Origin of the sequence: Hydrogenovibrio sp. SC-1, from assembly GCF_002848135.1 — a bacterium.
In the GTDB taxonomy this organism is placed as follows: Bacteria; Pseudomonadota; Gammaproteobacteria; order Thiomicrospirales; family Thiomicrospiraceae; genus Hydrogenovibrio.
In genome coordinates, this window is the sequence record NZ_PKGB01000011.1 from 12,912 (window position 1) to 38,214 (window position 25,303).

24 protein-coding genes are annotated in these 25,303 nt (G+C 42.8%); 13 read left to right on the plus strand and 11 right to left on the minus strand.

The window, feature by feature from the left end; all coding sequences use genetic code 11:
• The first annotated feature begins 12 nt into the window (after window positions 1-12).
• Window positions 13-606 carry a YqiA/YcfP family alpha/beta fold hydrolase gene (locus CYQ88_RS07210; RefSeq protein ID WP_101840683.1) on the plus strand — a complete coding sequence of 198 codons (594 nt, stop codon included), beginning with the start codon at window positions 13-15 and terminating at the stop codon, window positions 604-606.
• Window positions 607-624: 18 nt separating this feature from the next.
• Here CYQ88_RS07210 and CYQ88_RS07215 read toward each other — a convergent pair whose 3' ends face one another.
• From CYQ88_RS07215 to dksA, 4 genes are all read right to left on the minus strand, one after another.
• Window positions 625-846, minus strand: a complete 222-nt coding sequence (locus CYQ88_RS07215; protein WP_101840684.1) for a hypothetical protein — start codon at window positions 844-846, stop codon at window positions 625-627.
• Window positions 847-885: 39 nt separating this feature from the next.
• Window positions 886-1,461, minus strand: a complete 576-nt coding sequence (locus CYQ88_RS07220) for a hypothetical protein (protein WP_101840685.1) — start codon at window positions 1,459-1,461, stop codon at window positions 886-888.
• A gap of 28 nt (window positions 1,462-1,489) precedes the next feature.
• The gene (locus CYQ88_RS07225; protein WP_101840686.1) at window positions 1,490-3,070 is read right to left on the minus strand and encodes a bifunctional aminoglycoside phosphotransferase/ATP-binding protein; all 1,581 of its coding nucleotides are present in this window, start codon (window positions 3,068-3,070) and stop codon (window positions 1,490-1,492) included.
• Between the two features lie 133 nt (window positions 3,071-3,203).
• Entirely contained in the window at window positions 3,204-3,632 is a 429-nt protein-coding gene (dksA, locus tag CYQ88_RS07230) for an RNA polymerase-binding protein DksA (protein ID WP_101840687.1), read from the minus strand.
• A gap of 259 nt (window positions 3,633-3,891) precedes the next feature.
• Here dksA and CYQ88_RS07235 point away from each other — a divergent pair, with 259 nt between their 5' ends.
• The gene (locus CYQ88_RS07235) at window positions 3,892-4,656 is read left to right on the plus strand and encodes an HAD family hydrolase (RefSeq protein WP_101840688.1); all 765 of its coding nucleotides are present in this window, start codon (window positions 3,892-3,894) and stop codon (window positions 4,654-4,656) included.
• Window positions 4,657-4,659: 3 nt separating this feature from the next.
• Here CYQ88_RS07235 and CYQ88_RS07240 read toward each other — a convergent pair whose 3' ends face one another.
• Window positions 4,660-5,979 (minus strand): FGGY-family carbohydrate kinase, encoded by a 1,320-nt coding sequence (locus CYQ88_RS07240; protein WP_101840689.1) that lies wholly within the window; start codon window positions 5,977-5,979, stop codon window positions 4,660-4,662.
• Window positions 5,980-6,197: 218 nt separating this feature from the next.
• On the opposite strand from CYQ88_RS07240, the gene CYQ88_RS07245 reads away from it, so the two are divergent.
• The 3 genes from CYQ88_RS07245 (at window position 6,198) to yjgA (ending at window position 9,771) form a co-directional block, all read left to right on the plus strand.
• Window positions 6,198-7,091, plus strand: coding sequence for a cell division protein ZipA C-terminal FtsZ-binding domain-containing protein (locus tag CYQ88_RS07245; RefSeq protein WP_101840690.1), 894 nt, complete (start codon window positions 6,198-6,200; stop codon window positions 7,089-7,091).
• Between the two features lie 3 nt (window positions 7,092-7,094).
• Window positions 7,095-9,128, plus strand: coding sequence for an NAD-dependent DNA ligase LigA (gene ligA, locus CYQ88_RS07250; protein WP_101840691.1), 2,034 nt, complete (start codon window positions 7,095-7,097; stop codon window positions 9,126-9,128).
• Between the two features lie 97 nt (window positions 9,129-9,225).
• Window positions 9,226-9,771, plus strand: a complete 546-nt coding sequence (yjgA, locus tag CYQ88_RS07255) for a ribosome biogenesis factor YjgA (protein ID WP_101840692.1) — start codon at window positions 9,226-9,228, stop codon at window positions 9,769-9,771.
• Window positions 9,772-9,983: 212 nt separating this feature from the next.
• Here yjgA and CYQ88_RS07260 read toward each other — a convergent pair whose 3' ends face one another.
• The 5 genes from CYQ88_RS07260 to CYQ88_RS07280 are packed head-to-tail and all read right to left on the minus strand — an operon-like array spanning window position 9,984 to window position 12,906.
• Window positions 9,984-10,904 (minus strand): DMT family transporter, encoded by a 921-nt coding sequence (locus CYQ88_RS07260; RefSeq protein ID WP_101840693.1) that lies wholly within the window; start codon window positions 10,902-10,904, stop codon window positions 9,984-9,986.
• A gap of 20 nt (window positions 10,905-10,924) precedes the next feature.
• Complete coding sequence (locus tag CYQ88_RS07265; protein WP_101840694.1) at window positions 10,925-11,437, minus strand: asparaginase domain-containing protein; 513 nt, start codon at window positions 11,435-11,437, stop codon at window positions 10,925-10,927.
• A gap of 21 nt (window positions 11,438-11,458) precedes the next feature.
• Window positions 11,459-11,920 (minus strand): transcriptional repressor LexA, encoded by a 462-nt coding sequence (gene lexA / locus CYQ88_RS07270; RefSeq protein WP_101840695.1) that lies wholly within the window; start codon window positions 11,918-11,920, stop codon window positions 11,459-11,461.
• Between the two features lie 29 nt (window positions 11,921-11,949).
• Entirely contained in the window at window positions 11,950-12,252 is a 303-nt protein-coding gene (locus CYQ88_RS07275; RefSeq protein WP_101840696.1) for a YciI family protein, read from the minus strand.
• Window positions 12,253-12,258: 6 nt separating this feature from the next.
• Window positions 12,259-12,906, minus strand: coding sequence for a septation protein A (locus tag CYQ88_RS07280; RefSeq protein ID WP_101840697.1), 648 nt, complete (start codon window positions 12,904-12,906; stop codon window positions 12,259-12,261).
• Window positions 12,907-13,138: 232 nt separating this feature from the next.
• Here CYQ88_RS07280 and CYQ88_RS07285 point away from each other — a divergent pair, with 232 nt between their 5' ends.
• The 6 genes from CYQ88_RS07285 to CYQ88_RS07310 all read left to right on the plus strand — a co-directional run bounded on the left by CYQ88_RS07285 (window position 13,139) and on the right by CYQ88_RS07310 (window position 19,646).
• Window positions 13,139-13,981 (plus strand): PHP domain-containing protein, encoded by an 843-nt coding sequence (locus CYQ88_RS07285; protein WP_101840698.1) that lies wholly within the window; start codon window positions 13,139-13,141, stop codon window positions 13,979-13,981.
• A gap of 46 nt (window positions 13,982-14,027) precedes the next feature.
• Window positions 14,028-14,651, plus strand: a complete 624-nt coding sequence (locus CYQ88_RS07290) for an L-threonylcarbamoyladenylate synthase (RefSeq protein WP_101840699.1) — start codon at window positions 14,028-14,030, stop codon at window positions 14,649-14,651.
• A gap of 17 nt (window positions 14,652-14,668) precedes the next feature.
• Window positions 14,669-15,331 carry a site-2 protease family protein gene (locus CYQ88_RS07295; protein ID WP_101840700.1) on the plus strand — a complete coding sequence of 221 codons (663 nt, stop codon included), beginning with the start codon at window positions 14,669-14,671 and terminating at the stop codon, window positions 15,329-15,331.
• A gap of 3 nt (window positions 15,332-15,334) precedes the next feature.
• Window positions 15,335-16,315: a 23S rRNA pseudouridine(2605) synthase RluB gene (gene rluB, locus CYQ88_RS07300; RefSeq protein ID WP_101840701.1), complete on the plus strand. Its 981-nt coding sequence runs from the start codon at window positions 15,335-15,337 to the stop codon at window positions 16,313-16,315.
• Between the two features lie 104 nt (window positions 16,316-16,419).
• The gene (locus CYQ88_RS07305; RefSeq protein WP_101840702.1) at window positions 16,420-17,118 is read left to right on the plus strand and encodes a DUF445 domain-containing protein; all 699 of its coding nucleotides are present in this window, start codon (window positions 16,420-16,422) and stop codon (window positions 17,116-17,118) included.
• A 122-nt stretch (window positions 17,119-17,240) separates the two neighbouring features.
• A complete protein-coding gene (locus CYQ88_RS07310) occupies window positions 17,241-19,646 on the plus strand; it encodes a diguanylate cyclase domain-containing protein (RefSeq protein WP_101840703.1) in 2,406 nt (801 codons plus the stop codon).
• Window positions 19,647-19,658: 12 nt separating this feature from the next.
• On the opposite strand, the gene CYQ88_RS07315 is transcribed toward CYQ88_RS07310, so the two are convergent.
• Window positions 19,659-21,338 carry an L-lactate permease gene (locus CYQ88_RS07315; protein WP_101840704.1) on the minus strand — a complete coding sequence of 560 codons (1,680 nt, stop codon included), beginning with the start codon at window positions 21,336-21,338 and terminating at the stop codon, window positions 19,659-19,661.
• A gap of 187 nt (window positions 21,339-21,525) precedes the next feature.
• Between CYQ88_RS07315 and CYQ88_RS07320 the strand changes: the two genes are divergently transcribed.
• Entirely contained in the window at window positions 21,526-21,996 is a 471-nt protein-coding gene (locus CYQ88_RS07320; protein ID WP_101840705.1) for a Dps family protein, read from the plus strand.
• An 82-nt stretch (window positions 21,997-22,078) separates the two neighbouring features.
• The gene (locus tag CYQ88_RS07325) at window positions 22,079-25,249 is read left to right on the plus strand and encodes an HD domain-containing phosphohydrolase (RefSeq protein ID WP_101840706.1); all 3,171 of its coding nucleotides are present in this window, start codon (window positions 22,079-22,081) and stop codon (window positions 25,247-25,249) included.
• Window positions 25,250-25,303 lie beyond the last annotated feature (54 nt).

The following is a 25,303-nucleotide window of genomic DNA, read 5'->3' on the forward strand; positions in this document are numbered from 1 at the left end:
GTGAATTTTATCATGATTCTCTATTTACATGGATTTTTAAGCTCTGGAAATAGTTTTAAAGGTCAATGGATGAAAGCGGAATTTGCCGCTTTAGGTATCGACGTGTTGACGCCAACCTATCCGATTAGTGATCCTGAACAAACTGCAGCAGCCATTGATGCTGAAATTCATGCCGCAGGCCTGGCTAAAAAAAAGGCAGCTCCCTGGTGTATTATGGGCTCTTCTATGGGCGGTTTTTGGGGGCACTATTTTGCCCAAAAATATCGAGTGCCTTTGGTGATGATTAATCCTGTCTTAAATCCAACGGACACCTTGTCTCCTTATCTAGGAACCCATGCCAATCCGGCAACAGCGGAAGTTTTTCAATTAACACATGCGTATTTAAAGTCGCTGAAACAGTTCGCTTGTCAACCCGATGAATCACTAAAAACACTGGTTTTGCTGGATGAGGGCGATGAAGTCATTCCCTATCAGTCAGCGAAACTTGCATTTGAGAAAATTGCGACAGTGAAGGTGTTTAAAGGTGGAGATCACGCTTTTCAACACTTGGAAGATGCTTGGGTAGAGGTTGAGTCGTTTGTGCGGAAAGCTGGGATTACCGAATAAAATTAGGCGAAATGCTTCCTAAGCCATAATATCAATTAAAGAGCCAATCATTTCATCATGGGCTTTAACGGCTTTAGCTGAGGCTTCCACTTGAAGCGTCTGTTTGGGTAGCTCTAGCAGCGCTTGTGTTTTATCTGTTTGATTCGGGTTTGCCAGTTGCTGGCTAGCGGCATCTAAACGGTTAAACCCTTCCTGTATCCCTTTATAGCCATTAATAGCTGCTGAATTGGATATTTGCATAACTGACCTGCTTTAATGTGTGTTTAACCGATAACCGTTCTACTGAAGTGAGACCCAATAAGGATTGCGTTGATTAACAATGTATTGCACATAGATATTACCAAACGCATCATTATCTTCTCGATCAATTTTAACCATTATTTTATCATCTTGCCAGATATAAGCAGCATAATTCGGGCTGCCGTTTTGTCCTTTGGTTTGAATAAGGGTGGGTTCGCCAATTTGTTGTTGTATGTCTTTGGCAATGTCCTGCGTGGTCAGTGCCGTTTTAGATTCGCTAAAGCGATAGGAAACAGGGCGGAAGAGTTGGTAGACTGAAGTGATTTTACCGGCATTGTCGTAAAAAAACTCAAGATAGTAGCTTTCGGTTGCGCGAGTGACTGCGAAAAATTTATCAACATTACGCTTCCTGACCGAAAAAGCAGCCTGTTTAAAGCCGCCGATATTCCATAAGTGGCGACGAACACTATTCAAACTATGTTTAAGCGGGTTAATTCCCATGACGGTCACCTGGTCAATCGGTTTTGGGTCGCTAGCTTGGGTGGGGGCGATCACACCCCATGATATGAGTAGCCACAACAAGTGGCGATAGAAAAATTTTGTAGAAGACGTCATAATCGAGATTCAGTGATTGTTATCATAATTAAGTTAACGTCGCATCAAGCCAAACCTTGAGTTGTTTTTCATTTAGGGATTCCATTGGCTGAATCGTCAACACTGCGTCTGAGGGGGTGGGTTCTTCAAAGTGCTGACATTGCATTTCCATGACCTCTAAAGTGGCATCAGATGGATCTTGATTGGTCCGTTGACGCTGTTTCAGGTTGTGTTGGATTTGGGACAAATGATTAAAAGGATAGATAGAAAATAGTTTGAATTCACTTTTGGTTTGTGTTGCAAGTTCATGAAAAGGCAGTTGATGTTCCTTTTTTAGAAAGGTTGCATCAACAATCACACTATAACCAATGGATAACAATTTTTCAGCGAGTACCAACAATCGTTGGTAGGTTTTTTGGTTCATGTCTGCAGAATAAAGTTGGCGTTTTTCGTCATCGCCAACACGGTGTAATGGGTCGATACCAAACAATCGTTTTCGTTCAATGTCTGAACTGATAATGATTGCATCTTCATAATTCAATAATTGTTGCGCATACAGGCTCTTTCCCGATCCGGAAACCCCTTGCATTAGAATGAGTTTGGGTGGCGTCACTTGGTATGCGGTTGCTTCGGCTTGCTGAATATAATGACGTGCTAGTAACAGCATGTGAGTCGCCTGTTCAGGGTGTGCTTCCAATTGATGAGCACGAAGCGCACTGATTTTGGCTCGTACCATTGCGCGGTAAACTTGATAAAACACCATACTCGTCAAGCCGTCATAGTCTCCGGTTGTAGCAAGATATTGATTTAATAGTTGTCTTTTTAACAACGGTTGTTGGCGGTTCTCTAGGTCGACTAATAAGAAAGCTAAATCATTGATCACATCGATCCAGCGGAACTGTTCGTTAAACTCAATCCCGTCAAAGAGAGTGGGAATGCCATCAAGGAGAGCAATATTGTCGAGGTGCATATCACCATGGCAGGCCTTGACAAAGCCTGTTTGTCGACGGGCTTCTAAAAATGGAATCAGTGATTTTTGCGTGTAAACTGTCCATTTGGCCAGTTGATTCAATCGATATTGGTCGTCAGGGTGATTAAAGGTTTTTAATAGGGTTGGAAAGTTGTCCATCATGGGATGCAGCAGGTTATCCGGATGACCCCAAGGGAGTGTTTGATCCTCATTCTGACAAATGGGTTGGGCATTTTGATGGAATCGAGCAATATCCGTCGCTAAACGGTGTATTTGCTCGGTAGACAAGGTTTCATTCTCTAAAATGCGACCCAATACCGCGTTGGGGTCAAATTGAACCATTTGATTGACATAATCGATAAGTTCGCCAACCGGGTTGAAGCTAAACTGTTCGCCATCAAAATACAAGGGCAAGGTTTTAAGATATAGGTTTGGCGCAGTTCTTTGGTTAAGGGTGATTTCAAGTTCACAATAGCGTTTGCGAAGAGCCAAGGTGCTGAAATCTAAAAAGCCAAAATCAACGGGTTTTTTGAGTTTATAGGCAAAGTGCCCTGTTAAAAAAATAACAGAAATGTGCGTTTCGATGGTGGTGATGACTTCAACTGGATGCGGGTAGGTTTCAGGAGAAGTTAATCCATCAATGAGCTTGGATAAGTTCACAAAAAGGATGGTTACCTTTTGTTGGTTAAAAACGGATTACCAATCAGTCGCAGGTCTGATAGTCGGGAATGAAAAGCGCTTATTTTTGATAAGCGCTAAACAAGGAAGGTTAAATCACCAATACACAAAGCCGTTAAACGATGCCTTGTTTTTCACGAATTTCTTGTTTGGTCTTCATTTCAACGGTCATAGTCGCTGTTGGACGAGCTTCCATTCGTGCTAAACCGATTTCATCGCCGCTGATTTTGCAATAACCATAATCGCCTGATTCAATATCACGCAATGACTTATCGATTTTTGAAATTAATTTACGTTCACGATCACGTGTACGAAGCTCCAAAGCAAATTCTTCTTCTTGAGACGCACGGTCATTTGGATCGGCTGGTGTTGAAGAGTCGGTTCTTAAATGCTTAACGGTGTTTTCAGCTTCCCAATAAAGCTGCTTTTTCCATGCAAGTAATTTTTCTTTGAAATGCTCTAACATTTCACGGCTCATATATTCTTCGCCGGGTTTCATCTCATATTTTGGATAGTTTTCAATAAAATCTGTTGAGTCTTCCATAAGTAACCTTCATTAATGTTTTTATATCAAGCTTGTAAAATAAAGCTCAGGCTCTTGTTGCATAGTGATGATGCCCCGAGAGTTTGGGTAAATTTCATCAAGACACAGGATGAACTTGTTTGAAATTAACTGCGTTTTATACCAAGTTTTAAAAAGCCTGACAACCTAATTTTTTTTATAAGTTTTTGTTGACTTAGCTTGCTTTTTAGCACTAATTCGCTTTAATACCCTAAATCAATTTTTATAAAGAGAGAAAGAAATGGCGAAACTTGAAGCGCTTTTATTTGATGTAGATGGAACCTTATCTGACACGGAACGCGATGGGCATAGGGTCGCCTTTAATATGGCCTTTGAAGCCGCTGGGTTAGATTGGCATTGGGATGAAGCCCTGTATGGTGATTTATTGTCAGTGACGGGCGGTAAAGAACGAATTAAACTCTATTGCAATCAATTCAATACCGATTTTGAACAACCACAGGATATGGATGGGTTTGTTAAAGAACTGCATGCCTCGAAAACAGCTTTTTATACACAGTTGTTGAGTAAGGGTAAAATACCGTTGCGACCAGGCGTCGAACGGTTGATTCATGAAGCAAAAGCGGCTGGCATGCGTATGGCGGTGGTAACCACCACCACGCCCGAAAATGTGACGGCTTTACTGACACATACCTTGGGTCCAGATAGCGAAGCTTGGTTTGAAGTGATTGCTGCAGGTGATATTGTTCCGGCCAAAAAACCAGCTCCAGACATCTATGAATGGGCGCTACAAGAAATGAACTTATCTCCAGAAGAAACCATTGCCTTTGAAGATTCTGCGAATGGAATTCTGTCTTCAACGGGCGCGGATGTTCGTACGATTATTACTGTGAATGAATACACTAAAGAGGATGATTTTTCACAAGCAGCTTTAGTGTTAGATCATCTTGGAGAGCCTGACAGACCGTTTGCCGTTTTGTCTGGTAATGCTTATGGACATCGCTATATGGACTTAGATTTAGTTCATAAAATTGCGCGTGGTGAATAAACCTTAAAGCTTTGCCAAAAGCGTTACGCCAAAAGCGGCATCCGTTTGTTGTGCCGTCGTTACGGGTGCCATTAGGTGTTTTTGGCGTAATTGCATCCAAATCAGGTTTTTCGTGCCGCCTCCACAACTGTAGATTTGACGAATCTTGGGTGCGCCCAATTCAACAAGTCGCTCAAAACATTGCCCCTCAATGGCAACCAGTCCTTCCATAATGGCTTGACAAAAGAGTGCATCGTTATCAGGACGAGGTGTTAGGCGAGGTTGTAGCTGGGCATCGGCGATTGGAAAACGCTCTCCAGGTCTTATCAATGGGTAGTAATCGAGTCCTGTGGGCTGGCTGATGTCGATTTCAGCTAACAGCGCTTGCAAGGTTTCTAAAGAAAAGTAATGGCGTAAAACCGCGCCGCCACTATTAGACGCTCCGCCCACCAACCATTTTGATTTTAACTTATGACTGTAAATGCCATATTGATCGGCAAAAATGGGTTTGTCTATCAGTACTTTGATGGCAAGCGTTGATCCCAAAGAAACCACTGCATCGCCAATTTGATTCGCACCGGCTGCGAGAAACGCCGCAATACTGTCGGTGGTTCCGCTTAACACGGTCATTTTAGGGTTAAACCCATAGCTTTTGACCAGGCCTGGTTGAATTTGACCGATTTCAGTACCCGGCGGCACGACTTTTGGCAGAGGGGTTTTAATTAAGGGTTTGAGCCAGCCAGGCCATTGTTGTTGAACACTGTCATATCCCAGCTTGAGGGCATTGTTTTCATCGGTAATGCCTAACTGACCCGTCAAAATGTAGTTTATAAAGTCAACTTGATGACAAATATAACGATCGGATGGTGAGGTATCTTTTGTTGTCGATAAAGTGGATTCCAGCAACATCACTTTGCTTAACGTGCTTGAAGCGCCTTTTGCTCCTGTTTGCTGGGGGGCAACCTCGGAAACTCGTTTCGCCTCGGCTGTTGCGCTTTGGTCGTCATACATCAGGGCCTGAGTCAGCGGGTTGCCTTTGCCATCACAGAGCAATACTGTTGAAGAGGTGGCATCGACAATACATTGATCAATCTGTTGACAGTCTGAGTATTCAGAAAGTTTTTGAAAGAGGGAATTTAAGGCGTTCGCCCAAACAGTGGGAGATTGTTCGCTGTGGCATCCCTCTCTTTTGGGTAGGGGTAAAGTGACTTCGGCACTGAAACGTAATTTGGGTGTTGACGAACCAAACTCAACAATCGCACCTCGAATACCTGACGTACCGACATCAATTCCCAGTACGGTATGATTTTTTTTGTGATGGGTTGCTAGATGGGTTGAAGTCATTCAATTCGCTCTGTTTGCAGATTAAATCAGTAGGGCTGACAAAAAACAACTGCGATAAATGAGTCAGGTTGCTTTTCATTAGCCTCGATATAAAGTAAAATTTTCAGTTTTAGGGCGGCCTTAATTGTACGCCATTCGCTGACCGCAAACCACACCCTAAAAACAATCAATGTGATCGTAATGAAGAACCCTCTTACTAAATTTAAGGATGATGCAAGATGAATGAATTGCAACAAGTATTACTAATTTTTGCAATGATTGTCATAGTTGGGTTGTATCTCTTAAACAAAGCCAAGTCTAAAAAGCATCCAGCGGATGCCAATCAACAACAAACCTCTTCTCAGTCGAAGGGTGATAACTCACATGACCTTAATGACTTGGGTGAAGCACATCTACCGCTATCAGAAAAGACCCAACATCGTTTACATCTCGATGAAGATTCGCAACTTGAAGAAACGGTCCCTGATGCGCAGCTAGGATTGTCCTTCGGACAAGAGTTTGAGGTTCATAAAACGGCGAAGTCACAGACAAAATCCGAGCAAGTTACCTTGGCTGAAGATCGCAGAAAACCACAAGAGATTCAGATTGAATCGATTGAAGAAGAAGCAGATGAATCAAGCGTTGCTGAAGCCGATCCAGAGCAAGAGACTAAAAAAGAAACGGTTGCTGTTCAACCAACTGCCGACACAAAGGATCAGCCAGACGAAAAGATCTTTGCATTGATTATTATGGGATCAGAAGATTTTGTGTGGCCAAAAGTCAATCAAACCTTGCAAGGCGTTGGGTTGTTGCCCTCTGATTCCGGCATTTTTGTTAAAAACGATACGATGGGGCAGGAGTTGATTCGGGTGGCAAATCTATTAGAACCCGGCACCTTCCCACTTGAAGAACCCGTGAACAGCGATCATAAAATTGCAGGACTGGTCTTAATCTTAACCTTACCAACCAGTGTCTCTGCCACCAGCGTGATGCGAGAAATGATTATGATGGCACGTAAAATCTCACAACGTTTAAATGGACGTTTATATGATGTTGAACGCCATTTAATTAAAGAGTCCGACCTGCAATCCATGCGCGATGCTGCCGCACAATATGAAGCTGATTCTCAATAATTTATGACCACTCAGCAACACTATCTAAGCCTTGTCGAGCAGTTAAACCAGTATAGCTACCAATATTACGTTTTAGACGACCCCACCATTAGTGATGCGCAATACGATCAGCTGTACCAGCAGTTGATTGATTTAGAAGCCCAACACCTAGACTGGATTGTTGCCAGCTCGCCATCACAGCGAGTTGGCGATCAGCCCTTATCCGAGTTTAAAACCGTACGCCATGCGGTGCCGATGTTTTCGCTTGATAATGCCTTTAGCGATGATGCTTTAACCAGCTTTGTTCATCGAATTGTTGAAAAGCAAACCGACTTGGCAGAAGCAGTTGATCAGTTAAGCTTTTCGGCTGAACCTAAAATGGATGGCTTGGCCATTAATTTGCGTTATCAACAGGGCGAACTGGTTCAAGCGACCACTCGTGGCGACGGTCAAGTGGGTGAAGAGGTTACCCATAATATTCGCCCAATCCACAGTATCCCGCTTAAGTTATTTGGTCAGAATTGGCCAGAGATTGTTGAAGTGCGTGGTGAAGTGTTTATGACCAAGCAGGCCTTTCAAAAGTTGAATGAACAACAACAAAAACTGGGGGCAAAGCCCTTTGCCAATCCTCGAAATGCGGCTGCCGGTACTTTAAGACAATTGGATGCGAAAATTTCATCACAACGTCAACTCAGCTTTTTTATTTATGGCTGGGGAGAATTGAGTTCGGATTGGTCGATACCAGAAACCTATGGTCAGATGATGCAGCAGTTTGTTGATTGGGGACTACCAACCAATCCCTATGCTGAAACCGTGCAGGGCGAGGCTGGCCTTTTAGACTATTATCATAAAATGGCGACATTACGTGCAGACTTGCCTTATGAAATTGATGGTATTGTCTACAAAGTGAATGATATTGCATTACAGCAACAGCTTGGGTTTACTGCCAGAGCACCTAGGTGGGCAATTGCCCGCAAATTTCCTGCCGAGGAAGTTTGGACAAAACTGTTGGATATTGAAGTACAAGTAGGTCGGACGGGAGCTATTACACCTGTGGCGAGATTAGAGCCAGTTTTAGTGGGTGGGGTGATGGTTGCGAATGCGACCCTACACAATTTAGATGAAGTCCGACGTAAGGATGTTCGCATTGGTGATCAGGTTATTGTTCGACGAGCAGGAGATGTGATCCCCGAAGTGGTTGGGCCGGTATTGGCTCAAAGACCGGATAATGCTCGCCAGTTTGAAATGCCAAAAACTTGCCCAGAATGTGATTCGGAAGTGATTAAAGAACTTGATAAAGCCGTTTACCGCTGTACAGGGGGCTTGGTGTGTCCAGCACAGCGTAAGCGTGCCTTACATCATTTTGTGTCACGTAAAGCGATGGATATTCAGGGGTTGGGTGAAAAGCTGATTGATCAATTGGTTGATTTGGGTTGGATAAAACACCCAGATGATTTTTACCATCTGGAGGCGGCGCAACTGGAAACCATTGATCGAATGGGCCCTAAATCTGCGCAAAAAGTGGTGGATGCGATTCAAGCCTCACTAGAAACCACTTTGGCGCGATTTGTTTATAGTTTGGGAATTCCTGAAGTTGGTGAAGTGACGGCGAAAAACCTCGCTCAACACTTCCAAACCTTGCCAGCCATTCAAACCGCTTCCGAAGCAGACTTGGTCGCGGTGAATGATGTGGGCGAAGTGGTCGCCCAGCATTTAGCGCACTTTTTTCAAGAATCGCATAACCAAACGATTATTGAAGGACTTTTAGCGGCAGGTATTCATTGGCCCAAACCGGAAGCAGTTGTTGAAAACAGCGATAGTCCTTTTAATGGCAAGGCGGTGGTGTTGACAGGAACCTTGTCTTTAATGACGCGTAACGAGGCAAAGCAACAGTTGGAATTAGCAGGCGCTAAGATTACCAGCAGTGTTTCCGCCAAAACGGATTTTGTCATCGCGGGCGAACAAGCTGGCTCGAAATTAACCAAAGCCAATGAGTTAGGGGTGGCGGTTTTGAGCGAAGCAGAATGGTTAGCCATGATGCCGGAAACCGCTCAATAGGGGAAAGGTGTTTCCCGAATACTCGTGAGGCATAGCCTGATTTCTATAAGGGTTTAGGGCTTACTTTTTATATAACATTCAATGTATTGGAAAAATTATGGTTAGACCTCGCAATGTCAATAGAACAAAAGCCAAGCGCGAAATTCCGGATTGGGAACAAGAAGAATTTGAAAGCCGGACGGATATTAAAAAGGCTGCCCAAGCAGTCACAGAAATGGGCGAAACCTTAGCTCAGTATTCTCCAAGCCAATTGAAAAAATTTAACTTGCCTGATGAACTTCTCAAGGCCCTTTTATTATTGCAAGAAATGAAGAATGGGCCCGCCATTAAGCGTCAAAAAGGGTTTATTGGCAAATACCTTCGTAAAGATGAAGCGTTAATTGCAGACATCAAAGAACAACTGTTTGCCATGGAGCAAAAAGCCAAGCAACAAACGGTTCACTTTCACCGCTTGGAAAAGTGGCGTGATCGTTTAGTGAGCGAAGGGGATGATGCATTGAATGAGTTTATGGAGCTGTATACGCATGCAGACCGAACTCAACTACGGCAATGGATACGCAATGCCCAAAAAGAAGCTGAACAAAATAAACCGCCTAAAGCCTATCGCGCGATTTTCCAATATTTAAAAGGCTTAGAGTGGTAAATAGGTAATAACAAGCGTTTTTATGAGCTAAAAACTCCCAGGCCTGGTTGTTTTTGCTCCTTTAAGTTCGATATTCAAATATGCCTTGTTGCGGTTTTTGAACATTGGATGCGTTAAAAAGTTCACCATTCTTGGCAATATAAATGCCACGGCGATTAAACGTCAAAAAAGTTTGGAATGATAGAGGGGATTAACTTTAAGTTGTGCCATCTTTAAAAAAATCGACGACCCATTAGTAGTCTAAAATTTTCTTGGGTTAAGTGATGTCCAAATTCAAATAGAATCAACCCAATAATAACCAGGCCTACACCGCTTGCAATTGAGATATTGAGCGGCTCATTATTAAAGTAATAGCCAATTAAAATAGCCATGACTGGGGCAATTAACGTAATTAACCCGAGTCGAATGGCATCCATGCGTTTCAGCACATAATAATACAAAATATAGCCAACTAAAGAGCCAAAGATACCTAAATAGGCAATGGCCAGTAAGGATTGTGTGGGCAGTAGCGGCAGTTCTGTTAAATAGCTGGGTTGGAACAATAAATAGCAGAGGCTGCTGATCCAAACGGCAGCTGCGACTAAATGGGTGTTGGGCAGGCCGTGATTGGTTTTTTTGACCAAGACTGTACTTAATGAATGGTTTAAAGCCGCAAATGCCGCCAGGGCTATTCCCAACCCTAATTGAGGATATCGGTCTAACGAATCGAATGCGAGTTGAGGGTAGAATATGACCATGAGCCCCATAAGACTGACTAAGCTGCCGACATATTTACTGAAGCTCATTTTAAAGCCATCTAAAAGAAAGCTTGCGAAAAACCCCGTTAGAATCGGCGTTAAGCCAAAAATAAGCGACATCCAACCAGACGGCATGGTTTGCGCCGCATAATACATGGGCGTCATGCCGCCTAATATCCCTAGGCTGGCCGAAAAATAGACCTTTAAATCTCGGGGTGCCAGTGAAAAACGCTGCCTTGAAAACCAAAGGATGACGGGGATAATCAAAATGGCACTGATGAGGATGCGTGCTGAGATCCCGATGAACCAATCGGTTTGGCCACTCCACTGAATGGCTAAAGGGGTGGTCGCCCAAATAAGCACCACCGAAAAATATGCGATCCAAGTTATTTGCATGTGAGTGTGTTCAGTCGGGGCTAGGTGAGTCGTTCAAATACGCCGTCTTGGCGGTTTTTTTGAACTTCAGATGCGTTAAACAGTTCACCATTCATGGCAATATAAATGCCATTGCTTGCCAGTTGTGATGCCATTAAGGCACTGCCGATATTAAAGGCTGCATCGGATTGTCCGAGTTGAAAAGGGCGCATGGCACCCGTTAAGACAATTGTTTTGGATTGTGCTAGTGGTGAGTTCAGTAAGTATTCGGCTGTCTCTGCCATGGTGTCTGTACCATGGGTAATCACTAGCCGTTGGCAAGGCGACGCCAAGCACGCATTTAAAATATGCTGTCGATCTTCGATCGTCATTTCTAGGCTGTCTTTCAGCATTAACACTTCGGGTTGAACGGCAAGGGTCATATTAGCTTGATCCATCAAGACGGGTAGGTGGGTTTTTGAAAATTCTAGATTGCCGCTCAGCTCGTTATAGTCTTTGTCGAGTGTGCCACCAGTAATTAAAAGACCAATGGGGTTGCGTGTGTTTGAGGTCATGGCTTTAACTATTTCGGCTTATTAAGGTTGGCGCAAAATACCGGTGACGATACCGAGTATTTCGATTTGATCGTTAGTAATGTAGATGGGTTCCATGTCACTGTTGGCGGGTTGTAGTCGAATACCATTCTTTTCAATATAGAATTTCTTCATGGTGACTTCTTCATTATTGATTCTAACGACGACGGATTCGCCATTTTCAGCGGTTGAACGGCGTTCGATAATGACAATGTCGCCATCTTCAATATTTTCTTCAATCATGGAGGTGCCTTTGACTCTTAGTGCAAAGGTTTCCTTTCGCACCATGCTTTGAGGCACGGCAACCGTATCATAATCCATTTCCATTTGGATGGGTTGACCGGCTGATGTCCAACCTAATAGCGGGACTTGGACAAAGTCTGTCTCGACCAGTTCAATTGGGTCAGCGGTTTCCAACTGCAATTTTTGTTGGCGTTTGGGGATTAAATAGGCCACATTCGTCATCAGAACACCTCAGTTATTGATCTTATCAATTAGGCTGGCAATACTTTCTTAAAGGGTTTAACGTCCACTTTTGCATAGACGCCTGCTTCCAAATAGGGGTCTGCATTGGCCCAGTTTTGGGCTTCAGCTAAGCTGTCAAACTCAGCCACGATCAAGCTGCCACTAAATCCGGATTCACCCGGTTCATCCGAATCGATAGCTGGGTTAGGGCCAGCTAATATTAAGCGGTTTTGCTCGGCAAGCAGTTTAAGTCTTTCGATGTGCTGAGGGCGAGCAGAGGCTCTTAGAGGCAGACTGTTTTCCACATCGTAGGCAAAAATTGAATACAACATAGTCTATTATCCTTTCTTCTTGTCAGAGTGTGTTGGGTGGTCAACCACCGCATCCATTTCAACATCGGCCAGGGTTTCATAGGCATTGTCCATTGCTTCTGTTGGATGGGTATCTGCTGCACCGTCCGACGATTTCAGGAAACGACTGATATATAACCCTTGAACAATAATAAACACAAAAGTGAGTCCCATTAACCCGAATAACTTAAAGTTGACCCAGGTATCGGTGTCGTATTGATAAGCGACATAGATATTGGCTGCACCAGAGAATATAAAAAATAGCACCCACATAAAGCTCAGTTTGGTCCAAACTGCATCAGGTAAACTAATGGCTTGATCCATCATGCGGCGGATAATCGGCTTTTTACCGATAAAATGACTGCCAAAGAACACCAATGCAAAGCCCCAGTTGACGACAGTTGGTTTCCATTTAATAAAGGCTTCATCTTGAAAGATTAAGGTGGCTCCCCCAAGAATAACAATTAATGCCAGAGTGATAAGGTGCATCTTTTCGACGCGCTTATTTTTAAAATAGACATAGGCAACTTGTACAATAGACGCTACGATTGCAACGGCAGTGGCGACATAGATACCATAAACTTTAAAGGCTATAAAAAATAGCAGAATGGGGAAAAAATCAAATAACAGTTTCATGAGAACCCTTTTGTAGCCCTAATGAATGCGATACGCACTCAAGAATAGGGTAAAATTTAGCAAATACAACCTGTGTCAGCAATCATTCTCAGCAGTATGAATGATCGCCACAATTCAATAATCGTTATTGAGATTGTTTAAATAACGTCTTTTCAAAAAATAATGGCCATTTTATATGGGATTGCGCCTTAAAGAAAGGCGTTTATCTTTGGCAAGGTCCGAATGGAGTAAAATGAAAATTGATTTACACTGTCATACCACGGCTTCAGATGGCACCCTAACACCAAAGCAACTTATTGATCTAGCAGTTGATCAAGAAATTACAACGCTTGCGATCACCGATCACGACACAACGGCTGGGTATGAACAAGCTTATGATTATGCAAAACAAAACGAGTTACAACTGATTGTGGGCACCGAAATATCCTGCCAATGGCGAGGTCATACCATTCATATTGTGGGTTTGGATTGTGAGGTTGATAACGCAGTATTACAAGCAGGGTTAAAACAAAACCGCTTAAAACGCTGGCAAAGAGCATATCAAATTGATCAAAAGTGCAAAGCCTTAAAGTTGGATGGGGTGTTGGATGAAATCATGCCACTGACTGAAGATGAGATGATTGGTCGTAATCATTTTGCACAGGTCTTGATTGATCGAAATAAGGTTAAAAGCCAGCAGCAAGCTTTTGATAAATATTTGAAAAAAGGAAAACCCTTGTATGCGGAAGTTGATTGGCCTTCCTTGCAGGAAGTGGTCGGCTGGATTACAGGGGCTAAGGGTATTGCCGTGATCGCTCATCCGCACCAATACAAAATGACCTCTAACAAATTGAACAAAATGATTGAAGACTTTATGGAAGCGGGCGGACAAGCGTTGGAAGTGGTGAATCAACCTCGGCCAAGCGCTGATCAAATTGGTATGGCAGAAAGAACCGTTCGGTTTGGCCTGTACGCTTCGATGGGGTCGGACTTTCACCGACCAGAACATACATGGCGTGGATTAGGTTGGCTTGCGCCTTTGCCCTATAAATGCCAGCCCGTTTGGCAATTGTTTAAAAGCCCCGTTGCGCCTTAAGTTTCAGGTATAATTTGGCCGTTTTTTAAATAGATGGAATCCCAACGTGCAGAAGGAATGTTTATATTTATCGGTTCATCCTGAAAACCCACAAGATCGGTTACTGGTTCAGGCAGTTGAGCTTTTAGAAAAAGGCGGCGTGATTGCTTATCCAACTGAATCGGGTTATGCGTTGGGATGCTTGCTAGATAATAAAGAAGGCGCTGACCGGATTCGGGCAATTCGTCGTTTGGATGACAAACATTATTTTACACTGGTCTGCCCAGATTTAAGTCATTTGTCTGCTTATGCAAAGGTAGGGAATGTCCAGTTTCGCTATCTAAAATCCCATTTGCCTGGTGCTTATACGTTTATTTTGCCCGCCAGCCGAGAAGTCCCGCGCCGTTTACAAACCCCGAAACGTAAGTATATCGGTTTAAGAGTGACTCCAAATGTGGTGGCGAATGCCTTATTATCTTATTTTGATAAGCCGTTGATTTCTGTGTCATTGATCTTGCCTGGAGAAGAAATGCCCATGACAGATGGTTGGAGCATTCTTGAAACCTTAGGGCATGCGTTGGATGCGGTGGTCGATGGAGGTTTTTGTGGGTTTGAACCGACTACGGTCATTGATTTTACAGAAGATGTCCCTGTTCTAGTTCGTCAAGGACAGGGCGAGTTTCAAAGCTAAACAAAAAAGGGATTGGCATGATTGAACTGACATTAATGCAAAAGATCGCCATTTGGACATTACCTGTTTTAATGGCTATTACCCTGCATGAAGCGGCTCACGGTTGGGTTGCTTCAAAACTCGGGGACAAAACCGCATTAATGTTAGGGCGTGTCACCCTAAATCCGATCAAGCATATTGATCCTATTGGCACGATTTTGGTGCCAATCGTGTTATTAGTGCTTGGCGGGTTTGTGTTTGGTTGGGCTAAAGCAGTTCCCATTACACCACGTAATTTTAAAAATCCGGCGCGCGATATGGCTTGGGTTGCGATTGCTGGCCCTTTGTCGAATCTGTTAATGGCAATTGGTTGGGCTTTATTGGCAAAACTGGGTTATCTGATGAGTGTTGATGGCCATGATGCCATGGGAATAGGGCAATTTTTAATCTACTCAGGCTTAGCAGGGATAGCCATTAACTTGGTGTTAATGGTGTTAAACCTCATCCCAATTCCCCCTTTAGATGGCAGTCGTGTTTTGTCTGCACTATTGCCGAACACTCTGGCTTATCGGTTTAATCAACTTGAACCCTATGGCTTTTTTATCTTATTAGGTTTATTAATTTTGGGGGTGCTTGGCCCAATTATTTCAGGCCCTTATCAAGCGATACAAGGGGCTTTATTGAAAATGGTAGGACTTTAGCCCATGAGCACAGAAAACGAAACAACGCGCAAAAAACAACCCGTCGGTGAAAAGTTACAAAAGATTCTTGCTAGAGGTGGATTTGGTTCACGTCGAGAAGTGGAAAAACTTATCGAAGCAGGATTGGTCAAAGTCAACAACAAAGTCGCCACCTTAGGTGACAGAGCCATGCCAACCGATGCAATTAAAGTGCGTGATAATTTGGTCAAAGAGACTCGGTTAGAAAAACAACCCACCCAAGTGATTTTATACAATAAGCCAGAAGGGCAGGTGTGCACGCGTAAAGATGAAAAGGGCCGTGAGACCATTTTTAGCAGTTTGCCACGCATTATTAACAGTCGCTGGGTCAGTATTGGTCGTTTGGATATTAATACTTCAGGGCTGCTGATTCTGACCAATAATGGCGAATTGGCGAATCGAATGATGCACCCCTCTTATGAAGTAGAACGAGAATATTCGGTTCGAGTATTTGGTGAAGTTAGCGAAGCCATTCTAAAACAATTAAAAAAAGGGGTGATGCTGGATGACGGCATGGCCCGTTTTGAAACGATCGGCAAAATCCCGCAGCAAGAAGAAGACTCCATTAACCAGTGGTATCGTGTGGTGATTAAAGAGGGACGAAACCGTGAAGTTCGACGAATTTGGGAGTCGCAAGGCGTGCAGGTTAGTCGCCTCATTCGAACGCGTTACGGATTGTTTAGTTTGCCTAGAATGCTAAAACGCGGTAAATCCGAACCCTTAACCTGGAAGCAAGTTAATCAGTTATTAAAATCCGTGGGCTTGCCTGAAGAAAAAAGCCCAGATTTACGGGATAAAACCTCTTCACTATCCAGTAAAGCGTTATCAAAAGCGAAGACAAAGCCCATTAAAACCACCGGTCGAGGTCAGTATAAAGTTAAGGGGGAAAATCATCGTGAGGAAATTTCATCCCGTAAAAAAGTGCCTAATCGCATCAAGTCATCGCGGCGTCAAGGAGCGAAATAACCACCAGGCCTGGTTTAAATTAAAGTTAATTTGAGCCAATTTAACCCAACTTTCTGCATAGAGTTACTGTTTAACATCATTCAATACGAAAAAGAGACCTGAGTATGATAAAGAGTTTTTTTACCAACCTCGTCAGTTTGATACTTTTATTAGCTGGATACATTCACCATATTGACTGGTTAACCTTGATTGGGTTGTTTGCGCTGTCCGGCGCATTGACCAATTGGTTAGCGATTCATATGTTGTTTGAAAAAGTACCAGGCCTGGTCGGATCTGGGGTGATTCCAAAACGATTTGATGCCTTTAAATCGGCTATTCGTGACATGATGATGGCACAATTTTTCAGTCAAGAAAATATTGACCGGTTCGTTAATCAGTCTACCCAACCCAATTTACATCTTGCTCCCGTAATTGAACAGGTTGATTTAGCACCTGCTTATGATCGTTTAGTAGACGTTATTCTGAATTCCAGTTTTGGCAGTATGTTGTCGATGTTTGGTGGTGCGGATGCTTTAACGCCGCTTAAAGACCCTTTTATCGTCAATATGAAAACAGCTTTGATTGAAATTACTGAGAAAGATTCATTTAAAACCCTTGTGCAATCACAAATTGATCAACCGGAAGTGATGGCGGATATTCGTAACCAAATTGAAACCATTATTGACGCTCGACTCAATGAACTGACGCCGCAAATGGTTAAAGAAATGGTACAAACCATGATCAAAAACCATTTAGGCTGGTTAGTGGTTTGGGGTGGCGTTTTCGGTGGTTTAATCGGATATGCCTCGAGTTTTATGTTATAGGCCAAGATAAATAGGGCCTGACGGTTGGTTTCAAAGCAGCGATATTATTTGTTTTTGCGTTAAGATCGGTATATTCTATTAGGGTTATTTGCTTAATAAGCTATTCAAAACTCAGTAGGGGAATGATGTCCGATAATCTCTATCAAATCTCAATTGACTCCATTCCGCTTAATGTTGTCGTCTATCGTTATATTGACAATGAGTTTGTAATCGTTGATTTTAATCATCTGGTTGAACAAACTGAGCAGCTTGATCGAAAAAGCCTCCTAAATAAAAAACTACTCGATGTGTTCCCCGCCGATAAAGAATTTGGTTTATATGATGTGCTTGAGCAGGTTTATCAAACTGGGAAAACACAAACCTTAGACAAAGAGTTATATCACGATGACCGTTTACAAGGCTGGCGGAAAAATACGGTGGTTAAGCTACCCAACCAAGATGTCATGGCCATTTATGAAGACTTAACGGCCATCAAACAATTAGAACAAGAAAAAGATCGACGCCAATTTCAGTTGGAAAAAATGCAGGAAATTGCGCGTTTAGGCAGTTGGACTTGGAATATGCTCACTGATGAAATTGAATGGTCTAATGAAGTCTTTAAGCTATTTGATGAGCCCCCACAGAGTTTTAAACCAACCTTTCAGCGGTTTTTATCCTATATAGATGACGCTGATCAACCGGCATTGATGGATGCGATTGATCAAGCTATTAAAAATAAATCCCCGTATCAATTTGAACATTGGATAAGACTTGCTTCAACAGGGCGATCGGTTTACCTGCTTGAGTCGGGTAAGGTTCAGTATGATGAAAAAGGGCAACCCTTAATGATGTTTGGGGTTGTTCAAGACATTACCGAATACAAGCTGAATTTAGATCAACTGCAATCACTTGGATTGATTATTGATAACAGTTTCAATGAAGTCTTTGTGTTTGATGCGGAAACCCTAAAATTCACTTACCTGAATCAATCGGCTTTGAAAAACCTCGGGTACACGCTTGATGAAGTCCGGAGGATGGAACCCTACCAAATCAACCCCGCATTTTCTTCTCGACAGCAGTTTGTTGATGAACTGCTAGAACCCTTAATCAGTGGAAAAAAAGCCTCTGTTATTCACGAGACGGTTCATCGACGAAAGGATGGAACTGAATATGATGTGCAGGTGCGTATTCAGAAAATGCAATTATCCGGCAAGGAAGCCTTTGTGGTGATGGCTAATGACATTACCGATATCAAAAAACAGCAGAAAAAAAGTGAGATAGCTCAGGCTCGTTACCAAACTTTATTCAATTTATCACCTGTCGGAATATTGCTGGTTGATCCTGCAACCCAAAAAGCATTTGAATTTAATGTCACAGCACATCAACAACTTGGCTATTCAGCAGCAGAGTTTGCTGATTTAACCATTGCAGACTATGAAGCATTAGAGCAACCTGAAGAGATTGCAACCAAGGTTGCTCAGTTTAAGGTTGGTGAAGAAGTCAGTTTTACCACGCAACACAAAACCAAAACCGGTGATATAAGGGATGTGATGGTGTTTGTGCAACTGATTGACCTTTATGATCATTTGGCATTATTTGCGGTTTTCCAAGATATTACTGAACTGAAACGAAACGAAAGGGCTTTAGAAACGGCTTCATTGCGTTTTAACTTGGCTGCCGAAGTCGGTTCAATGGGCGTTTGGGAATGGGATTTAGAAACTGATGAGTTGATTTGGGATGACAATATGCGCCGTCTTTATGACTTAGAGGGTGGGCAATCTATTGACCATTATCGACAATGGCGAAATATGCTGACACCTGAGGATCTTCAAGCCGTTGAAGGTTCAATTGATGATGCCATGAAGACGGGCGCTGAGTTGAATACCGAATTTCAATTACGAACACCTAAAGGCCGAGAGAAACATATTCAAGTGATGGCGGCTTTTGTAAAGGATGATAATGGCAAGCCCATTAAGATGGTTGGGGTTAATTGGGATGTCAGTCAGAGGAAGCAATATGAACGTGCTTTAGAAGAATATGCCTATATTGATCCTTTAACCCAAGTTGCCAATCGTCGTCAGTTTGACCAGACTTTTGAAAATGAGTGGCGGCGTGGCGAACGTAACCAAAGTCCGCTTTCGTTATTAATGATTGATATTGATTTCTTTAAAGCATTTAATGACTCTTTGGGACATCAAGAGGGTGATGACTGTTTGCAGCAGGTTGCAAAAGCTATTGATTCATCAGCCTCCCGCGCTGGAGAGCTAACAGCACGTTATGGCGGTGAAGAGTTTGTGGTGTTATTACCGAATAATGATGCTGACAAGGCCGCGAGGATGGCTGAAACGATTCGCCAAAATATTGAATCGCTCAAATTACCTCATCCGGATTCTTCCATATCCGATCATGTGACGATCAGTGTTGGTTTTACAACGGCTGATTTTATTGATCAACCCTCAAGCCACACCCCATCTCAGTTACTAAAACTGGCAGATGAAGCCTTATATCAGGCTAAAAAAGCAGGGCGTAATCGCGTTTGTCGAAATTGATTCGCTCTTGGTTTATAACAGTTGGGTGGTAATCAACCAACCGATAACGCCAACACTCAGCGCATAAAATAGCATTGGCCAGAGCGTAAAGCGAATAATGTGACCTTCCTTTCCAGCTAAATTCACCACCGATGCTGCCGCTACGACATTCACCACACAAATCATATTACCGGCATTCGCACCCAACATTTGCAATGCTAATATCCAATGGCTGGGTAAGTCGGTTGCCGTTGCCGTCGCTGCTTGGAATTGAGCAAACATCATATTAGAAAAGGTTGCCGATCCCGCAATAAAACTGCCTAATGCACCCACAAAAGGCGCAGCGAGAGCCCAATTGGATTGAAAATGTTCAGCTGCCATCACCGCTAACTCCATCGGCATACTCAATAATTCGGCGTTATTCACATCTGAGTGTAGAAAAATCCGAACCATAGGAACCGAAGTTAATAATGCGATAAGCGTTGGAGCCAGACTTTTAATCGATGTTAGCCAAGCCGCCCGCGCTTGACGCATCGGAACTTTATGGATGACGATTGTCAGTAGCGCAACCAAAATAAACAAACTGCCAGGTAAATAAAAGGGCACCAGTTTGGCAGAAATATCGGTTGCTAACAGCTGGTTAAATTCAATGCTGGTTGACAGTAAGATTCCTTTGAAAGGCAAAAAATCTAGGCGACTCAGCACCAATAGAATGGCCACGATCAAATATGGAAGCCAAGCTCTGGCCAATGATATGCGGCGATGTTTATCAGGCTCACTAATCAGGCAGGGTTGACTAGGAATACAGTCGTCATTTTTAACCAGGCCTGGGGTATTTGGCTTTAAATGGGTTGCAGCATAGAGGGTTTGATCCGAGTCAAAGAGCCAGGTTTCTTTGGGGATCAAAAAGCCCTTACGTGCAGCAAACACGGTAATCATCAGTCCGGTTAATCCACCGAGGATCGCTGGGAATTCAGGACCTAACCCCCAAACCACCAGCAAAGCAGGTAAGGTGTAACTAAAACCGCCCAACAAGGCAAACTTCCAGGCAGCTAAGCCTTCTCGCCAACTTTTATTACCGCCAAAAAAGCGCGTTAAAATCAATACCATAATCAAAGGCAAAAAGCTGGCAACCATTAAGTCAATTTGACTGGCGGTGACTGCAATTTGCAGTATTTCGGTTTGTGTTGGGTTTTCCAAACCTTGTCCCAAACCGACTAGTACTGGCGTGCCGACCGCTCCATAGGATACCGCGCCACTGTCGGCGATCAGCGCCAGAACCACAGCCGCCATTGCCGGAAAGCCAAGCGCTAATAATAACGGGGCAACAATGGCAGCAGGGGTGCCAAAACCACTCGCACCTTCTAAGAAAGCAACAAATAACCAACCGACGATAACGGTTTGGATGCGTCGATCAGGTGAAATATGGGTAAAGCCTTGTCGGATCGTATCCATCGCACCACTGACTTTCAGGGTGTTTAATAACAGTATGGCACCAAACACGATAATGAGAATACTGGAGGCGATCACCCAGCCCTCTAAGATGGCTGCACCGATCTGCTGACCGGGCATTTGCCAAACCCACCAAGCCAACCCTGTTACCAAAACAAAGCTTAAGCTCATGGCTCGACTGGCGGGTAAACGCAAGATGACCAAGAAAAAGAGAACGGCTAGTATGGGCATGGCGGCGGTTAAGCCCTGAATCATCGACATGGTTATGGTCTTATGGTTTATTAGGTTGTGAAAAAGAGGCTTCTAGTTTAATCATATTTAATTCAGAATGGATAAAAAGCATTGATAGTAGTCATAATAAAACAAGTCTTTTAATATTAAAAAAGGCACGTATAATGAAAAAAACCTTATTTAGTAAAAGGTTAGTCGCTAACTGTAGGAGATCATTATGTATTCCATTGATATTGGTATTTCAGAGTCGGATCGTTTAGCCATCGCTGAAGGTTTAAAAAAATTACTGGCGGATTCTTACACGCTGTATTTGCAAACCCATTATTTTCATTGGAATGTGACGGGGCCGAAATTTAGGGATTTGCACTTGATGTTTGAAGGACACTATACCGAGCTGGCTATTGCCGTTGATGACATCGCCGAACGTATTCGAACATTGGATGTGGTGGCGCCTGGAACCTATCAAGCTTTTGCAAAATTATCATCTATTGAAGAAGTGGAAGAAGTCCCCGAAGCCATGAAGATGGTGGAATACCTGACGCGCGGTCATGAACAAGTTGTTAAAACAGCCAGATCTGTATTAGCCGTCGCTGGGCAGGCTAACGATGAATCGACTGCGGCATTGGTTTCTGACCGAATGAGAATTCACGAAAAAACCGCTTGGATGTTAAGGGCCATGCTTCAGTAAGCTTATTCAATAGATAATCAAAAAATGCTGATTGTTTGATTGGCAAGACATGTTGTCGTGCGTAAAGAAGGAATGATCTAGAATGTTTAAACGAAAACAGCGATTTTCAATTAAGGTCACCATCTTTACGCACTTATTATTGATGATTGCAATCACCTCTTTGGCTTTGATTGGCATTCAATCCTATTACAATCATCAATATGCAAATCAATCTGTTACCGAACGTTTTCAACAATTGTTTGAACGCATTGAACTTAAAAATAAAATACTAGACCAGCAGAGTCGAGCTCTGTTGAGTTTTATTGAAGAATACCCCAGCTTAAAAAGCAGTACCGCCGAACACCAATCTCAAGAAGCCATATTACAGACCCTTGTCAAAACATTAACCAACTTTCCCGAAGCCTATGCTATTTATATTGGTCATGCCGATGGGCGGTTTTTTGAAGTGATTAATATGAACCATAGCCCGGACTTGTGGCAACTTTTAAAGGCACCGAAATTAGCACGGTGGGGTGTGATTGAGGTTTCTCCAGACGGTGGGGATCAAGCCTACCAACATCGTTTTTATAATGAAGCGTTGCAATTAATTGACCAGAGAAGAACGGCTACAAATTATGTCCCCGCTGAACGTCCTTGGTATCAGGGGGCTATCAAAAGTACCCGCATCTATAAATCAAACCCCTATTTATTTTGGCACCTTAAAAGTCCAGGTATTACCTATTCCAAACGGATTAGAGACACCCAATCAGTGGTGGCTGTGGATTATACTGTTCAACATATGACCCAGTTGCTAGAAAAGTTCAAACCGACTCCAGACAGTCATGTTGTCCTTTTTAATGAAGCTGGTCAGCGAATATTAGAAAGTAGCCCAAGACAGATACAAGAGCCCTTACCAACTTCAGCCCCCATGAAACTGAGTGTTAAGGAGCAAGCTCTAATAGAAAATACGCCTGAATTGAAGGTGTCTAACCAATTGAATTGGGCACCCTTTGATTTTGTTCGCAATGGTCAGCCTCAAGGTTTTTCAGTCGATGTCATGCGGTTGATTGCGGCTAAAACAGGGTTGAGGCTACAATTTGTTAATGATTATACTTGGCAACAGATCCTAAAACAGTTTGAAGCGGGTCGGCTGGATATGGTTCACAGTATTTTCCATACGGTGCAGCGGGCTGAAATTGGAAGTTTTAGTGATGCTTATTATCCAATACGGGAATATCTCATTACTCATAAAGATGTTGGCGATATTATCGATGATAAGGTATTTGAATCATTAACTTTTGCTTTGGTAAAGGGTTGGAAAAATACCGAGTATTTATTAAACCGTTATAAAAATCTGAAATTTAAACTCTATGACGATACCTTAAGTCGGATGATTGCCGTTAATAAGGGTGAAGCCGATGCGCTGATTGATAATTCAGATACTTATGCAAGACTTAAAGCTCAGTATCAACTCAACCAGTTAAAGCTTAATCGTCCAATGGATGAGTTGATGCCTCTTCCTGCCGAAAAGTTGCGGTTGATGCTTCATCCAGATTATCACTATCTACTTCCCATTTTAAATCGGGCATTAGCCGCGATCAGCCAAACAGAATTTCAAACTTTAAAACAACGTTGGCAACTCAATGGTCAGGCCTCTCTAGATCGGATGTCGTTACCCGATCGGCTTTATTATGAATTATTAAACCGAATGCCGTTAGCTGAGGCAAAAACTTTTTATGAGTTTAATTTGGATAGTCAGCGTTATTTGTCGGCATATAGTCTGATCAACTACACTGGCAGTGAAAAAAACTATTTGGCAGTTTTTGTTCCTAAATCAGCCTTGATGGCGCCTTTTAATCAACAACGGACGATGACTCTTTGGGCGGTTACAGCTGTGTTATTGATTATTTTATGGTTAGCGCATTATTCATCAACGGTTTTAGTGAAGCCTATTCGAGAATTAATGCATAGAAACCAATTGGTTGAGAAACGAAACTTTGACCAAGTAACACCTGTTAAGACTTATATTCAAGAACTGGATGAATTATCCCAAACCTTCCTGAAAGTGGCCGATAGCTTTAGGAACCATGAAAAAGAGCAGGATGCACTGCTTAAAAGCTTTATTGAATTAGTTGCTAAAGCAATTGATGAAAAATCACCTTATACCGGTGCCCACTGTGCCAGAGTGCCCCAGTTGGCATTAATGATATTAGATAAAGCTAAGCAGGAAGAAAGCCAACCTTTTAAAAACTTCCAAATGGATGAGAACGAACAAAAAGCATTTGAGATGGGGGCTTGGTTACATGATTGCGGCAAAATTACGACACCTGACTATGTGTTGGATAAGAGTACCAAACTAGATACTTTTTATAACCGAATTCATGAAATCAGAACGCGATTTGAGGTGTTATGGCGGGATGCAGAAATTCAGTATTATCGGTCGTTAATCAACCAAGTTGATAAGGTTCAGGCAACAGCAAAATTAAAAGCCATGCAAGACCAGTTGCAGCACGAGTTTGCTTTGGTTGCGCAGGCAAATTTGGCAACGAATGGAGTCGATGCAGAGCTGTGTGAAAAGTTAACAGCGATTGGTAGCCGAGATTGGCAACGCCATTTTGATAATCGTCTAGGCCTGTCTGACATTCAGCTAGCAGAGTTTCCAGCAAAGGAGGAGTCTTTGCCTGCTACTGAAAAACTGTTGGATGATAAACCTGAACACTGTATAGCACGCCGTCATTTTGACGAACAAGCGTATCACCAAGAGGGCTTCAAACTGCCCGTGCCATCGTTATTATATAATTTGGGTGAGTTACATAACTTAACCATTCAGCAGGGCACCTTGTCACCAGAAGAGCGCTTTAAGGTCAGTGAACACGTGATGATGACGTTACGTATGCTTGAACATTTACCTTTCCCAGACATTTATCAAGGTGTTGCTACTTACGCCGGCACCCATCATGAAAAGCTGGATGGTTCAGGCTATCCTCGCCAATTGGATGCATCTCAATTGTCAATACCGGAAAGGATTATGGCAATTGCCGATATTTTTGAAGCCTTGACAGCACCTGACCGTCCTTATAAAAAAGCCAATAAATTATCGGTCGCCTTAAATATTTTATTGGATATGTGCCAATCGGGTCAGTTAGATAAAGAGGTTTTTGCATTATTACTGACCTCAGGCGTTTATCAACAGTATGCACAACAATATTTAAAGCCCGAGCAAATTGATGAAGTCGATATTGATCGGTACTTAAATGCGTTGAATGAAACTTGAGCATTTTTTAGGCGTATTTTTCGATTACAATAGCCGCACTGAATAGACATCCAT